General features: G+C 70.8%; 12 protein-coding genes and 1 pseudogene. 6 read left to right on the top strand and 7 right to left on the bottom strand.

All coding sequences use genetic code 11. The features are described 5' to 3' along the window. The first annotated feature begins 36 nt into the window (after positions 1–36). The gene (locus tag ACFWNV_RS29575; RefSeq protein ID WP_383952938.1) at positions 37–588 is read left to right on the top strand and encodes a DinB family protein; all 552 of its coding nucleotides are present in this window, start codon (positions 37–39) and stop codon (positions 586–588) included. Between the two features lie 157 nt (positions 589–745). On the opposite strand, the gene ACFWNV_RS29570 is transcribed toward ACFWNV_RS29575, so the two are convergent. After that, positions 746–1,645 (bottom strand): arginase family protein, encoded by a 900-nt coding sequence (locus ACFWNV_RS29570; RefSeq protein WP_383952936.1) that lies wholly within the window; start codon positions 1,643–1,645, stop codon positions 746–748. Positions 1,646–1,649: 4 nt separating this feature from the next. After that, a complete protein-coding gene (locus tag ACFWNV_RS29565; protein ID WP_383952934.1) occupies positions 1,650–2,249 on the bottom strand; it encodes a GNAT family N-acetyltransferase in 600 nt (199 codons plus the stop codon). A gap of 34 nt (positions 2,250–2,283) precedes the next feature. Between ACFWNV_RS29565 and ACFWNV_RS29560 the strand changes: the two genes are divergently transcribed. Then, the gene (locus ACFWNV_RS29560; protein WP_383952932.1) at positions 2,284–3,033 is read left to right on the top strand and encodes a hypothetical protein; all 750 of its coding nucleotides are present in this window, start codon (positions 2,284–2,286) and stop codon (positions 3,031–3,033) included. Between the two features lie 54 nt (positions 3,034–3,087). Here ACFWNV_RS29560 and ACFWNV_RS29555 read toward each other — a convergent pair whose 3' ends face one another. The 5 genes from ACFWNV_RS29555 to ACFWNV_RS29535 form a co-directional block, all read right to left on the bottom strand. Beyond that, the gene (locus ACFWNV_RS29555; protein WP_383952930.1) at positions 3,088–3,321 is read right to left on the bottom strand and encodes a DUF1049 domain-containing protein; all 234 of its coding nucleotides are present in this window, start codon (positions 3,319–3,321) and stop codon (positions 3,088–3,090) included. 33 nt (positions 3,322–3,354) lie between these two features. Further along, positions 3,355–5,469, bottom strand: a complete 2,115-nt coding sequence (locus tag ACFWNV_RS29550) for a prolyl oligopeptidase family serine peptidase (RefSeq protein ID WP_383952928.1) — start codon at positions 5,467–5,469, stop codon at positions 3,355–3,357. Then, the gene (locus tag ACFWNV_RS29545; protein ID WP_383952926.1) at positions 5,466–6,860 is read right to left on the bottom strand and encodes a M20/M25/M40 family metallo-hydrolase; all 1,395 of its coding nucleotides are present in this window, start codon (positions 6,858–6,860) and stop codon (positions 5,466–5,468) included. Before ACFWNV_RS29545 ends, ACFWNV_RS29550 begins: the two co-directional genes overlap by 4 nt. Beyond that, positions 6,853–7,686, bottom strand: coding sequence for a M55 family metallopeptidase (locus tag ACFWNV_RS29540; protein ID WP_383952924.1), 834 nt, complete (start codon positions 7,684–7,686; stop codon positions 6,853–6,855). The genes ACFWNV_RS29545 and ACFWNV_RS29540 overlap by 8 nt, the downstream gene beginning before the upstream one ends. 185 nt (positions 7,687–7,871) lie before the next feature. Further along, positions 7,872–8,315: an SRPBCC family protein gene (locus ACFWNV_RS29535; RefSeq protein ID WP_383952922.1), complete on the bottom strand. Its 444-nt coding sequence runs from the start codon at positions 8,313–8,315 to the stop codon at positions 7,872–7,874. 219 nt (positions 8,316–8,534) lie between these two features. Here ACFWNV_RS29535 and ACFWNV_RS29530 point away from each other — a divergent pair. The 4 genes and pseudogenes from ACFWNV_RS29530 to ACFWNV_RS29515 all read left to right on the top strand — a co-directional run. Next, a pseudogene (locus ACFWNV_RS29530) lies at positions 8,535–8,759 on the top strand (radical SAM protein); the annotation flags it as partial. 110 nt (positions 8,760–8,869) lie between these two features. After that, on the top strand, positions 8,870–10,336 hold the full coding sequence (locus ACFWNV_RS29525; RefSeq protein WP_383952920.1) for a tyrosine-type recombinase/integrase: 1,467 nt from the start codon (positions 8,870–8,872) through the stop codon (positions 10,334–10,336). Further along, positions 10,336–12,081: a hypothetical protein gene (locus ACFWNV_RS29520; protein WP_383952918.1), complete on the top strand. Its 1,746-nt coding sequence runs from the start codon at positions 10,336–10,338 to the stop codon at positions 12,079–12,081. The genes ACFWNV_RS29525 and ACFWNV_RS29520 overlap by 1 nt, the downstream gene beginning before the upstream one ends. After that, positions 12,078–13,714, top strand: a 1,637-nt coding sequence (locus ACFWNV_RS29515) for an integrase (protein WP_383952916.1), incomplete at its 3' end; no start/stop codon positions are given. The genes ACFWNV_RS29520 and ACFWNV_RS29515, both read left to right, overlap by 4 nt.

Genomic DNA, 13,714 nt, shown 5'->3' with positions numbered 1-13,714 from the left:
TTCTGCCTCCCGGGCCGGTGTCCGATCATGGAGGGCATGAGCGATGTGGTCAGAAGAGGTCAGTTCTTCGACGGGGAAGAGTCCGAGGGCCGGTTCACGGGACCGACGACGGGCGACGAACGGCGGATGCTCGTCGACGTGCTGGGGGCCCAGCGCGCCACGCTCAGGCTCAAGTGCGCGGGCTTGGGGCCCGAGTTGGCCGCGCGGTCGGTGGAGCCGTCCACGCTGTCCCTGCTGGGCCTGGTCCGCCACCTCGCGGACGTGGAGCGCCGCTGGTTCCGCCGGGTGCTGGACGGGCAGGAGGTTCCGCTCCGGTTCTGGTCCGCGGCCGCCCCCGACGGGGACTTCGACGGCGCGACGGCCGCGCCCGAGGTGATCGGGGAAGCCTGGGAGGCGTGGCGGGCGGAGGTGGAGTTCGCGCAGGCGTTCACGGAGCGGGCGCCGGACCTGGACGTGTCCGGGAAGGACGCCTGGCGGGGCGAGGTCTCGCTGCGCTGGGTGCTGATCCACATGATCGAGGAGTACGCGCGGCACAACGGCCACGCCGACCTGCTGCGCGAGCGGATCGACGGGGCGATCGGGATCTGACGGGGCGATCGGCATCTGACGGGCCGGCCCGCGGGCTCCCCGGGCGCGGGAGCCCGGCGGCCTACGGCGCGGGAGCCCGGCGGCGCGCGGCCCGGCGGCCCCGCGCCCGGAAGTCCGCGGCCTTGCGGCCCGCCGGCATCCGGGCGGGGCGATCGGCCTACGCGAACGCCCCCGCCACCAGGTCCGCGAGCAGCGCGCCGGCACGCCCCTCCGGGTCCAGGTCCGGGTCGTAGATGGTGACGTTGAGTCCGACACAGCGCGGGGAGCTGATCAACACGCCGAGCAGTTCGGCGAGTTCGTCGGGGATCAGGCCGCCGGGGTCCGGGCTGTCGACGGCCGGCATCACGGACGGGTCCAGTACGTCGGCGTCCAGGTGGACCCAGAATCCGGCGGTGGCCGGCGGCTGCAGTCCCGTGAGGGCGGTACGGGCCACCGGCCCGGCGCCGCGGTCGCGGATCGCCCCCACCGTGGCGGCGAAGATCCCGGCGGCGCGCAGCTCGGGGAGGTCCGGGTCCCCGTCGCGCAGCCCGAAGAGCCGGACGTCCTCGTCGCGGACGTAGGGCCCGAGGCCCTCCAGGTCCGTCAGGTCCGCCTGGCCGCGGCCGGTGGCGAGGGCCAGCTCCTCGCCGCCGGCCGCGCCGACGGGCCCGTTGACGGCCTCGTTGCCGGGGTGGCGGAAGTCGGCGGAGCCGTCGATCGCGGCGATGCCGTACCGCCCGAGGCGCCGCATGGCCAGGGAGGCGCCGAGCTGGATGGAGCAGTCGCCGCCGAGCACGACGGGGAACTCCCCGGAGCGCAGGTGGCCCTCGATCCGGTCGGCGAGGGCGACGGTGTAGGCGGCGAGGGGCCCGGCGTGGAACACCCCGTCGCCCTCCTTCCAGTCGCCCCGGTCGTAGCGCGGCGGGACGACGACCCCGCCCTCGCGTGCACCGAGGCGGGCCAGCAGGCCTTGTTCGCGCAGGGCCCCGGCCAGTTTGTAGACACCTGGAACAGCACCCGGGGCCGGCGGGCGGAGTCCGAGGTTGGACGGTGCGTCGAGGAGCACGAGGGTTCGCATGGTGTCATCCTGTGCGATGCGGGGCCCCGGGACACGGCATTTCGGCCGTGAGCGCCCAGCGTTCGTGGTCCCGCCAGGCGCCGTCGACGTGGAGGAAGTCCGGTGACAGCCCCTCCAGCCGGAAGCCGAGCCCGCGGACCAGGGCGATCGAGGCGGTGTTCCCCGGCTGAATGTTGGCCTCCAGCCGGTGCAGCGCGAGACCGTCCGCCGCGAAGGCGTGGCCGACGGCGAGGCCGAGCGCCTCGCGCATGAGCCCCCGGCCCGCCGCGTGCGCGAAGGCCCCGTACCCGAGCGCGCCGCAGCGGAAGGCCCCGAGGACGATGTTGTTGACGTTCACGAATCCGGCGATCGCTCCCGACTCCCGCTCGCACACGAGGAATCCGGTCCGGCCCGCCGCTGCGGCCCCGGCCGCGCCCCCGGTGGCGCCGGCGATCAGCGGGGCGGCGTACGCCCCGTAGGCCTCCGCGGTCGCGGGCGGCGACAGCCAGGGGTGGTGGAGCACCCGGCTCTCGCGCACCCGCGCGGTGAACTCGGCCGCGTCAGTGGGCCGGTAGGGCCGCAGCCCGATCCGGCCGCCCTCCACCAGGTACGGGAAATATGACATCGCCCCAGGCTAGGGGGTGTGGCAGGATCCCGAGGTGATCATCACCCCGAACACCGAAGAGCTCGAAGAGCTGCTCCGCGCGGCCGCGTACAACAACGCCGCGTGGTGCGCCGCGGTCAGCCGCGACGGCGGGTTCACCGCCCAGGCCTGGAGCAGCCCGCGCCGGACCCCGCTCTACTACCCGGACGCCGTGACCCTCACCCGGGACACCGACACGGCCGCCCTGCTCGCCGGGATCGACACCGGTGCGCCGCACGCCTCCGTCAAGGACAGCTTCGCCGTGCTCGACCTGGCTCCGGCCGGCTTCGAGGTCCTCTTCGGCGCGCAGTGGATCCACCGCTCGGCGTCCGCTCCCGGCGCCGCCCCGGCCCTGGAGTGGAGCCGGATCTCCGGCCCCGCAGAGCTGGAGGCGTGGGAGACGGCCTGGGACGGCGAGGAGAGCACCGGGCTGTTCCACCCGGGGCTGCTCGACGGGGCGGCGGGAAGCACCGGAGCGGCGGAAGGCACCGGGGAGATCGCCTTCCTCGCCGGGCGGGACGCCGGGGGCCGGATCCTTGCCGGGGCCGCCGCCAACCGCACCGGCGAGGTGGTCGGCATCTCCAATGTGTTCAGTGCCGACGGCACCCCGGACGACGAGGCCTGGACGGGGGCGCTGACCCTGACCGCCGCGCTCTGGCCCGGCCTCGCGCTCGTCGGCTACGAGTCGGGGGACGACCTCGACACGGCGCTGCGGCACGGCTTCACGGCCATCGGCCCGCTGCGCGTCTGGGTCCACTCGGGCTGACGGCCGGGCCGGGCCCGGGGGCCGGGCTGACGGCCGGACCCCGTACCGGTCGCCCTACTTGCGCCGTCGGGCGAAGTACGCGCCGCACAGTCCGCCGAGCACCGCGGCGATCAACAGGGCGACGTACAGCGGCATCGTCACCTGGGGGATCAGCAGGCGGATCTTGGTGGGGCGGGTGTTCTCGAAGATGAACACCAGGGTGAGCACCGCGAGCGCTGCGATGCCCGCGCGGCCCGGGGTGATCTGCCCGCGACCCTTGCCGCGGCTCTTGGACGTGTGGGAGCTCATGGTCCCATCGTCCGGCCGCGGCGTCCCGGGGGCTCAGTCGGACAGGGCCAAACGGGGGATGTCCGGCCGCTCGAACCCGAACACCTGCGCGTACAGCGACAGCTCCGCCTCCAGGGCCCGGACCATCGTGTCCGCGCGCCGGAAGCCGTGCCCCTCGCCCTCGAAGGCCACGTAGGCGTGGGGCACCCCGCGGCCGCGCATCGCGGCCAGCAGCCGCTCCGCCTGTACGGGCGGGCAGACCGGGTCGTCCAGGCCCTGGAGCAGGACGAAGGGCGCGGTGATCCCCTCGGCGCGGGACACCGGGGAGCGCTCGCGGCTGAGCAGGGCCAGGGTCTGCGGGGGTCCGGCGAGGCCGTCGACGTAGCGGGACTCCAGGTCGTGGGTCTCGGCGGCGAAGCCGGTCAGGTCCAGGACCGGGTAGATGATCGCCGCGCACGCGTACAGGTCGGTGGCGGCCAGCGAGGCCGCGGCCGTCCAGCCGCCCGCGCTGCCGCCCCGGATCGCGAGCCGGTCCGGATCGGCGGTGCCCTCGGCGGCCAGGGCCCGCGCCACGGCGGCGCAGTCCTCGACGTCGACGACTCCCCACTGTTCGCGCAGCCGTTCCCGGTAGGCACGCCCGTAGCCCGTGGAGCCCCCGTAGTTGACCTCGACGACGCCGATGCCGCGCGAGGTGAAGTAGGCGATGTGCAGGTCGAGTACGGGCGGCACGTGGTCGGTGGGGCCGCCGTGCGCCCACACCACGTACGGGGGCAGTTCGTCGGCCCGGGCGCGCAGCAGGGGGTGGTGCGGCGGGTAGACGTGGGCGTGGATCTCCCGGCCGCCCCGGCCGTAGAAGGTCCTGCTCTGCGGCTCCGGGTAGTAGGCGGGGTCCTCGCGGTCGACGGGTCCCCGGCCGTCGGCCGAGCCCGGCGCGCCGGGCGAGCCGGCCCCAACGGCCCTGCCCGCCGCCTCCGTTCCGCCCGCTCCGCCCGTACCTTCCACACCGTCCGCTCCCGCCGGGCCCCGGCCGCCCACCACCCGGGCGTGCCCGGTGGCCGTGTCCAGCTCCACCACCTCGTACGCGCTGCGCGGGCTGGCGGCGACCCCGTAGACCCGGCTGCCGCTGACGGCGAGCGTGGGCTGCCAGGCCGTCCACGGGCCGGCCGCGTCGACCAGGTCCCCGCTCTCCGGGTCGAGCACGCCGAGCACCGAGGAGCCCCGGCCGTGCAGGACGGCGACGAGCCCGTCGGGGAGCGCCGCGATCCAGCGCAGTCCGGGCTTCCACAGCGGCCCGCCGAACTCCTCTTCCCGGGGGCACAGGTTGACGGCCTCGCCCGTCTCCCGGTCCACCCGGTACGGGTTCCACCAGCCGCCCCGGTCGCTCACCGCGAGGAGGTGTCCGGCGGCGGTCCACTCGACCTGGGCGACGGCCTCCTCGGGTCCGCCGAGCACGGTACGGGGCTCCGCGAGGCGGCCGTCCGCGGTGATTTCGGCGAGCCGGAGCTCGGTGCCGTCCCACGGCATCCGGGGGTGGTCCCACACCAGCCAGGCCGCCTGCCGCCCGTCGGGGGAGAGCCGGGGCCCGGTGCTGAACCGGTACCGGTCGTCGGTCAACTCCCGTACCAGGGATCGGTCTTCCGCGGCCGACCCGTCCAGCGGTACGGCAGCCAGCACCCGGCGCACATCGGTCGGCGCGGTTCCGGTGAACTCCTCCAGCACGCACCAGACTTCACCGTCGCGCAGCACCGGGTCCGCCCAGCGCAGCCCGCCGCCGACCGTGGAGACGGGGGTCAGGGCCCGCGGCGCGGGGCTGCCGGGCGCGTCCGGCTCGTACGCGTACAGCCGCTGGTCGGCGAAGTGGACGAACACCACCAGCGGTCCGCCCAGGGGGCGTTCGGCGCCCGCCCAGGGCAGGCCGCCGTACTCGGTGACCCGGCTGCGCACGTTCCACGGCGCGGGCAGTGCGCAGAGCGCGGGTCCGCCGTCCGCGGGTCTGCGGACCAGGGTGCGACGGCCGCCTTCGGCCGGCCGGGGCACCGTCCACCACACCTCGGCCCCGACCGCGCCGACGTACTCCGGTCTCCCGTCGAGGGAGGCGGCGAGCGCGGCGCCGATCGGCGAGGGCCAGCTGCCGTAGGGGGCGGTGCCGTCGCCGCGCGGGGCCCTCACAGGGCGCGCAGGGCTCGGTCGAGGACGCGGACCCCGAAGTGCAGGGCGTCGACGGGCACCCGCTCGTCCACTCCGTGGAAGAGGGACCAGTAGTCGAAGCCGGGCGGCAGCTTGAGCGGGGAGAAGCCGTAGCCGGTGATGCCGAGCCGGGAGAACTGCTTCGCGTCGGTACCGCCCGCCATGCAGAAGGGCACCACGTGCCCCTCGGGGTCGAAGGCCTCGACGGACTCGCGCAGGATCCCGTACGTCCGCCCGTCCACGGGGGCTTCGAGGGCCACTTCCCGGTGGTGGAACTCCCAGTGCACGTCGGGGCCGGTGAGCTCGTCGAGGGTGGCGATGAACTCGGCCTCGCCGCCGGGCAGCATCCGGCCGTCCACGTACGCGGTGGCGGTGCCGGGGATGACGTTGAGCTTGTAACCGGCGCTGAACATGGTCGGGTTGGCGCTGTTGCGGACGGTCGCCTCGACGAGGGCGCCGGCCGGGCCGAGCTTGTTGAGGATCTGGTCGAGCTGGAAACCGGGGGCCCTCGGATCGACCGACATCCCCTGGAGGGCGGCGAGTTCGGTGATGCAGGCGGTGACGGTGTCGGTGAGGCGGACCGGCCAGTCGTGCTCGCCGATGCGGGCGACGGCGGCGGCGAGCCGGCTGACCGCGTTGGCCCGGTTGGGCTTGGAGCCGTGTCCTGCGGTGCCGGTCGCGGTCAACTTCAGCCAGGCGGTGCCGCGTTCACCGGCGGCGATCGGGTAGAGGGCCTGTCCGGGTGCGGCGTGCACGGTGAAGGCCCCGGACTCGCTGATGCCCTCGGTACAGCCTTCGAAGAGCTCCGGGTGGTGGTCGGCGAGGAAGCCCGAGCCGTCGATCGCGCTGTCCTCCTCGTCGGCGGTGTAGGCGATCACCACGTCCCGTCGCGGCCGCACACCGGCCCGCGCCCAGGCCCGTACGACGGCCAGCACCATCGCGTCCATGTTCTTCATGTCGACGGCGCCGCGGCCCCAGACCACCCCGTCGCGGACCTCGCCCGAGAAGGGGTCCACGCTCCAGTCGGCGGCCTCGGCGGGGACCACGTCGAGGTGGCCGTGGACCAGGAGGGCGGGGGCGGTGGGGTCGGTGCCCGCGATCCGGGCCACCACGTTGGTGCGGCCCGGGGTGCGCTCCAGCAGCGCGGGCTCCAGTCCGATGTCCGCCAGCCGCTCGGCGACGTACTCGGCGGCCGGGCGTTCCCGGCAGTCCCCGCCGCCGCGGTTGGTGGTGTCGATGCGGATCAGGCCGGAGGTGAACTCGACGGCCTCGTCGAGCGCCGCCCGGTCGACGGGGGTGCTGTCGACCGGGGCGCTGCCGCCGGGGACGCTGCCGACGGATGCGTCGGCGCCCGGCTCGGACATGTCAGCCATACTGCTCCTCCACCGCTGCCGAGACGATCGTGGTGACCGCCTTGAAGGTCCGGATCCCCTCGTACATCGTCCCGCTGGTGTAGCCGACCCTACGCTCACCCGCCCGCTCGACCCCGGGCACCACGGTGGCCGCCATCGCCAGGTGCTCGGCGTCGAACTCCACCTCCACCGCGAACGGTCCCCCGCGCACCGGCTCGTACCGGACTGCGAGGGCCGCGGCCTCCTTGGCGGCGGCCCGGATGTCGGCGGCCGTACGGGCCGGGGTGCGGCAGACGGCGGCGTAGCGCGAGACGTGGTCCTTGACGGCGACCGTCACCGCGTCGGGGGCGTAGCCGGCGGCGTCGGTGCAGGTCAGGTCGTCTCCGGTGACGAGGACGACCGGGACCCCGTACTCGGCGACCACGTGCGCGTTGAGCAGTCCCTCGCTGGCGCGGTCGCCGTTGAGCCAGACCCCGGTGATGGAGTTGGCGAGGTAGGTGTGGGCGAGCACGCCCTCGGCGCCGGCGCCCGTGTGGTACCCGACGAAGGCGATGCCGTCGACGTCCCCGTGCTGGACGCCCTCGACCATGGAGAGGGACTTGTGGCGGCCGGTCAGCATCTCGACGCGGGCGTCGAGCTTCTCCAGCAGCAGGTTGCGCATGGTCCAGTGGGCCTCGTTGACGAGCACCTGCTCTGCCCCGGCGTCGTAGAACCCGAGGACGGCGGCGTTCACGTCGGAGGTGAACATGGTCCGGCAGCGTTCCCACTGCGGGGTCCCCGGCAGCACGTCGGCGGGCCAGGTGACGCCGGTGGCGCCTTCCATGTCGGCGGAGATGAGGATCTTCATCGGGCCCCCTGGCGGTCGGTAGCGCTCAGGGCCCCACCCTAGCCCGCCGACCCCTGCCGGACCCGGGGGCCGCGCCTTGGGCGCGCCGGGGCGCGGGCGCGGCCCCGGGCCGGGTCGTTTCACCCGATCCGGTGAGGCCCGATCCGGTGGGGCCTTGTCCCCGGCCCCACCGGCAACGGCCTTGCTCAGCCCTTGACTTCGGTGGCCAGGTTGGCGAGGAGGGTGTCGTAGATGCGGGCCAGGCCCTTGGGCGCGAAGGTGCGCTCGAAGAAGCCGCCGATGCCGCCGGCGCCGTTCCACACGGTGGTGACGACGGCCTTGGACTTGCCCTCGCCCGCGGGGGTGACCGTCCAGGTGGTGACCATGGAGGAGTTGCGGTCCTTCTCCACGAGCTGGCCGTCGGTGGGCTCGGTGACCTCCAGCAGGCAGTCGCGGACCCGCTTGCTCGTCGCCTGGAGCTTCCAGTGGACGAGGGTGCCCTCGCCGTCGCCGCCCTCGCGCACCTCGTACTCGCTGAAGTGCTCGGGCAGCAGCTTGCCCCGGGTCCCGGTGTAGTCGGCCAGCGCGTCGAACACGGTCTCCGCGTCCGCCCCGATGATGCGTTCCGTGGTGGCCTCGACCTGCGCCATGGCGTTCCTCCAGCAGTTGTGTTCGCTCGTCACCGCGAAGCCAACCACCTCCGGGGCGGGCGCCCAAATCCGGGTCGGAGGCGGCAGCGCACGGAGACGGGGAGGGTGTCCCGGATGTCGAGTTCCCCGGCCCGGCCGCGGCTCCGGCAGCGGCCGCCGCGCACGATCATGGGAACGTTTGTTCTATTCTCGGGAGCGAGCTACCGAGGGAGGCGCACCATGCGCTGGGACAACCTGACCGCGGGCCCCACGGGCCCGGCCGCGCTCTTCGGCGCCGACTCCGTCGTGACCCGTACCTTCGACACCCCCGAGTTCCGCGGGATCACCTTCCACGAGGTCCGCGCCCGCTCGATCGTCAACCGGGTCCCCGGCGCCTCCCGGATGCCGTTCGAGTGGACGGTGAACCCCTACCGGGGGTGCAGTCACGCCTGCGTGTACTGCTTCGTTCTCCTTGCTTAGTTGCAGTGTCTCTTTCTGCTTCCACGCCTCACCCGTCTGAGTGATTCCATCCGAATCCTCGGCAGTCATGCGTGTCGCTTTCTAGCGTGAAGCGCATGAACCTGACCTACTTCTCACCCGCTGGGTGGGAGACGTGGGACCTCGACCGGAAGCCGTTGATCCGAGAGGGCACGCCCGTTCTCATCGATGAAGATCTGCGATTCGAGGACAACGGGACGCCAAGGCCCACCGTCGCCGTCAACCGATGGCTGCGGGAACTGCCAACGATGGGCGTCCCCGCCGTGAAGTCGTGGAAGGCGTACGCGCAGGCCCTTCGCACCTGGCTGGAGTTCCTACACGACCGCCAAGTGCATCCCTTCGCCGATCGCAAAGACCTGCGCGCCGTGCTGAGCACATTCGCCGAGTACCGATTCAACGGTCCGCTGGAGGCCCGCTGGGACGGGTCCACCTGGAACAACCGGATCACCATCGTCGCGGGGTTCTACAAGTGGGCCCTCCGGGAGGGCCTGTGCACGGACGTACCGTTCACCTACGCCCAGGTCACCCACTACAGCTCGACCGGTCCCAACGAAACGACGCGGAATCTCGCGACCGTGAGGCGTGCGAAGCCTCACGTGACCGTCAAATACCTGGAAGCCGACTTCAAGGACCTCTTCCTGCGTGGACTGGCAGGTCTGACTCCCGACGGCGAAGAGGACACCGCGCCGAACCGGTTCCGCGGCCGCCACCTTGGCCGCAACGCGGCAATGGGGCGCTTGGTGGTCTCCTCCGGGCTACGAGCTCAGGAGTTCACCCACCTGCTCACCTACGAGATTCCGGCGCTGCCGGCACGGCGCACCCGTGTCCCCATCCGGTGGCCGTTGGCGAAGGCGGTAACCAAGGGGACAAAGCCGCGGGAAACCTGGATTGACTACGGCACCCTTGCTGAGGTCCGTCAGTACATCGACCTGGACCGGGACGTGGCGACGTACGGCAGCACCTACCAGCCAGAACCACGTCTCGGCGACCCGCTGGTCATCGCAGACCCTCACTGGGAAGGCGCCAGGGTCAACGGGCGCACTGTCTCCTGGCGGCGCCTCGGCCCGATCGAGCGACGACGTCTGGTGGCCCCCGACGGCACCTCGCCTCTGGTTGCACTGCAGTCGAACGGTGAGCCGTTCATCGACTGGGGAACCGTCTTCCGGCGCACCTCCCAGCGCATCCGCGAACGGTTCGAGCCGCGATTCCCCACTGTCACTCCGCATACCCTGCGTCACACGTTTGCGATGGCCACCATGGAAGCTCTGATCAAGGGCTACTACCAGCAAGCCGCGCAGCTGGTCGTTGACGCCGACGAGGACGCCGCGCTCGCTCTGTATCTGACGAAGGCCGAGCCAATCCTGGTCCTGCGCGACCTGTTGGGACATTCCAGCACCGCCACCACAGAGGTCTATCTGATGCGTCTCGATACGCAGCGCATCTTCCGGGAGGCCTACAAGCAGGCGGGATCACGGAACGGCCTGCTCGGTTCAGCGGCACGGGACGAGGCCGCAGAAGAGTTCGACGATGAAGGTGGCATCTGATGGCCGCAACTGTTCACCACGAACCGCTTCGGGTCGAGTGCATGTTCCCTGACGGAACCCACTGGACAGCGCGGCTGGATGACACCCGGAACCCGGTGTTGGCCGCTGATCTGGCCCTCGGTCTGACCTCGTGTATCCACCCCCACGGGAGGATCACGAAGCTCTCCACCGTCAGGGGTCACGTCGCCACGTTGAAGACCATGGTCAACCACCTGGCCCGGGACGGATTCATCGGCGGAGCCGCAAATCTCAGCAGGTCGAACATGGTGAAGCATTGGCTCGCATTCGACTATTACCACGGCGCAAAGACCCGAGCGCTGTTGTCCGGGTTCGACCGGGAGACCGGCGCATTGCGCCAGGAAGTACGAGTCCACCTGGAGGGCCGGGCGCTCAAATCGCGACCGGCTTCCGAGCCGCACAAGCCCTACACGGACGGCGAGTGGCACCGGCTCCAGGACGTCATGCGACGGCTGGCGAACGAGGCCTGGCAGGGGCACAAGAGCGCGCTGACACTGGCTGCCGCAGGAGCCGACCCTCGTGAGTGCGGAATGAGCCGGGAGAACGTGGCCTGGCTACTCCTCAATCACGGCCCAATGTCCAACAGGGAGCTCATCGCAACCACGGGTTGCACCCAGAAGAGCCAGTGGGTGAAGGCAGACCTACCGAAGCTGAGGAAGGCGCTCTACCCGACCGCGTACGTCATGCACGCCCACCGCCTACTTCTTGGTATGTACACAGGGGTCGTACCGGACGGCATCGCCGACCTCGGCCTCGACGGCATCACCTGGGCTGGTAACAGCACCGTGCTTATGGACTACGTCAAGGGACGAAGCGGCCCGGAGTCCGTGACGATCACCAAGCGGGCTGTCGCACTGCTAGAACGATGGCTGACTCTCTCCACCCCGCTCCGGAACATCGCGGCACCTGAGCTGCACGAAGACCTCTGGCTCCTCGCCCGGCGGCGGACCGCTCTCACCGAATCCACATCGCCCTACGTCGTCGTGAACATCGACAAGGGCGGCGACCGCGCGAAACAACAACGGGAACTGATTTCTCTCCACGGCGTACTCGATGACTCGGGCCAAGCCCTGCAGATCCATGCCTCCCGCATCCGCGAGACCCACATCAACATCGGTGCTCGTCGTTCGTGGACGGGCCGTACCACGATCGACCCGAACCACACTGCAGGGGTGGAAGGAGACCACTACGCCAGCGCACAGACACCAGCTCAGCAGGACGCCATCGGGACGATCGTCGAGGAAGCCCAGGCCGACGTTCTACGTAAAGCCCTGCCGCCGACCGTACTGACCGAAGACGAACTGGTCTCTGTCGCCGCCGGCCTACCGGGTGCAGCAGCACGGCTCGGACTGGATGGGGACGAGTTGGCGGAGCTGCTTGGCGGCGAGCGGGATGTGTTCACCGCATCATGCAAGAACCAGCTGGCCGGGATTCACGGGCCAAAAGGGAAGCCTTGCCCCGCTCGGCCGTGGGTCTGCCTGCTGTGCCCACTGTCTGTGTTCATGCCCCGGCATGCGCCGAATCTGCTCCGACTCAAGGCCTACTTCTCCCGCCAGTTCCGCCAGATGACCAATGCCCAGTTCATCGCCATCTTCGGCCCGTACGCCGACCGGCTGGAGCGGGACATCCTGGCCAGATTCCCAACTGCCGTACTGGAACGGGCCGCCATGACCGTCATCGATCGTGACGCGGAGATCCCGCTCCGACCCGAGGAGTCGACCGCGTGACTATTGCAGTCGTCATGCCAACCGTTCCAGCCCAGGGATATGCGCGCATCCCGTCCTCACTCTCCACCCAGTCCCCATTCGCACAGGTGGACATTTGCGAGGCGGCTGGACTGGAGCTGGTTCCCACCGCACACCGTCCTCGATTCGAAGAAGACCTGTGGATCTTGGAGGGCCTCGCTCACGCACCGGCGTCCATGAGACGGGTCTACAAGCGGTGGAACTTCGCCCCGATCCTCAATCCGGCATGGCGGCTGGTCGCGAAGGAACTCGTGCTCGCCTTACTCGTGCCCAACCACGAGTCCGTGGCCGAACTTCCACATGCCTTCCGCACGCCCATCAAACCGAACAGCATCTACGGCACGCTGATGCCGCTCACCCACTGGCTCAACCACCTCACCAAGCAGAGCATCAAGACTCTGAAAGACGTCGGGCAGGAGCACTGCGACGCCTACCTGGAGATGCGGAGGCGACGCAAAGACGGCACCGGGGAGATCGAGCCCAGCAGCTTGGCGAACATCGTCAAACCGATCCTGTACCTCGCCAGGTACGGGGATCTGTTCACATCGGACGCCTACACAGCGGGGTTCTTCCCCTGGGATGGGCGGCCCGCAGGCCAAGTAGCAGGATGGCTGCAACGCAATGCGGGAAATGCGACCCCGCCTGTTCCGGACAACGTGTTCCAACCGATGCTGGATTCCGCCCTCTACATCGTAGATACGATCGGCCGACATGTCGCCGCCGAGCTGGGGCAATTCCTTGACTTCGCAGCGTCCGCAAGAGCGATGCCGCAGCACCGGTCACTGACCGGAACCGACGGCAGTCGAATCCTGGCCGCCATCGAGGAGTACGCTCGCGACGGCCTGCCGTTCCCGCGACTGGTGGGCAACAAGATTAGTCTCCGCGTCAACAAGGGTTGGCGACAGGACGACCCGCTCCTGACGGTGAACACCCAGCGATTCGCCCAGACGGTCATCGGCGTCCGCAACTTCAACGCCCGTGACCTGGCGATGCTAAGGCCGGCCTGGGAGGCCGCCGTAGCCGCGGTCGGAGTCGGCGGCGACTGCGGCCTGCGAGCCGAGGTCGTCCCGCGCTACGACGAGCCGTCGGTCGAGGTCCCGTGGACGCTCCCTCTAGAAGGGAGCGAGCTGCGGGCCTTGTCCCAGGTCGTGCTGTCGGCTTGCCTGCTGGTCACGGCCGCGATCAGCGGCATGCGCGCCAGCGAACTCGAAGAACTCCACTCGTCCTCTTGCCTACCTCCGACCGAAACAATCGGCGGCGGCGCCCGATACCGGCTCGGATCACGGTTGATCAAAGGCCGTAAGTTCGGAGGCACCCCTGAGGAATGGGTGGTCATCGAGGAGCCGTACCGGGCCGTCCAGCTCGCCATCCGCTTTTCGGGCCCCAACACCAACGGTGCGTTGTTCGGCAGCGAGACGCTCGACGTCGGCAAGGCCTACACGGGGTTCCGGGAATGGGTGAACGGACCAGCCGGGCAGCGGCTCGGACTGCCGTTCATTCCGGCAGGGCCGGTCAACGCCCGGATGCTCCGACGCACGTTGGCGCTCGCCCTGGCCCACCGACCCATGGGCCTGCTGGCCGCGAAGATCCACCTCAAGCACGTAAGTGTGGCGAC

Origin of the sequence: Streptomyces sp. NPDC058401 (genome assembly GCF_042722885.1) — a bacterium.
In the GTDB taxonomy this organism is placed as follows: Bacteria; Actinomycetota; Actinomycetes; order Streptomycetales; family Streptomycetaceae; genus Streptomyces.
This window is presented reverse-complemented; position numbering and strand designations above follow the sequence as displayed.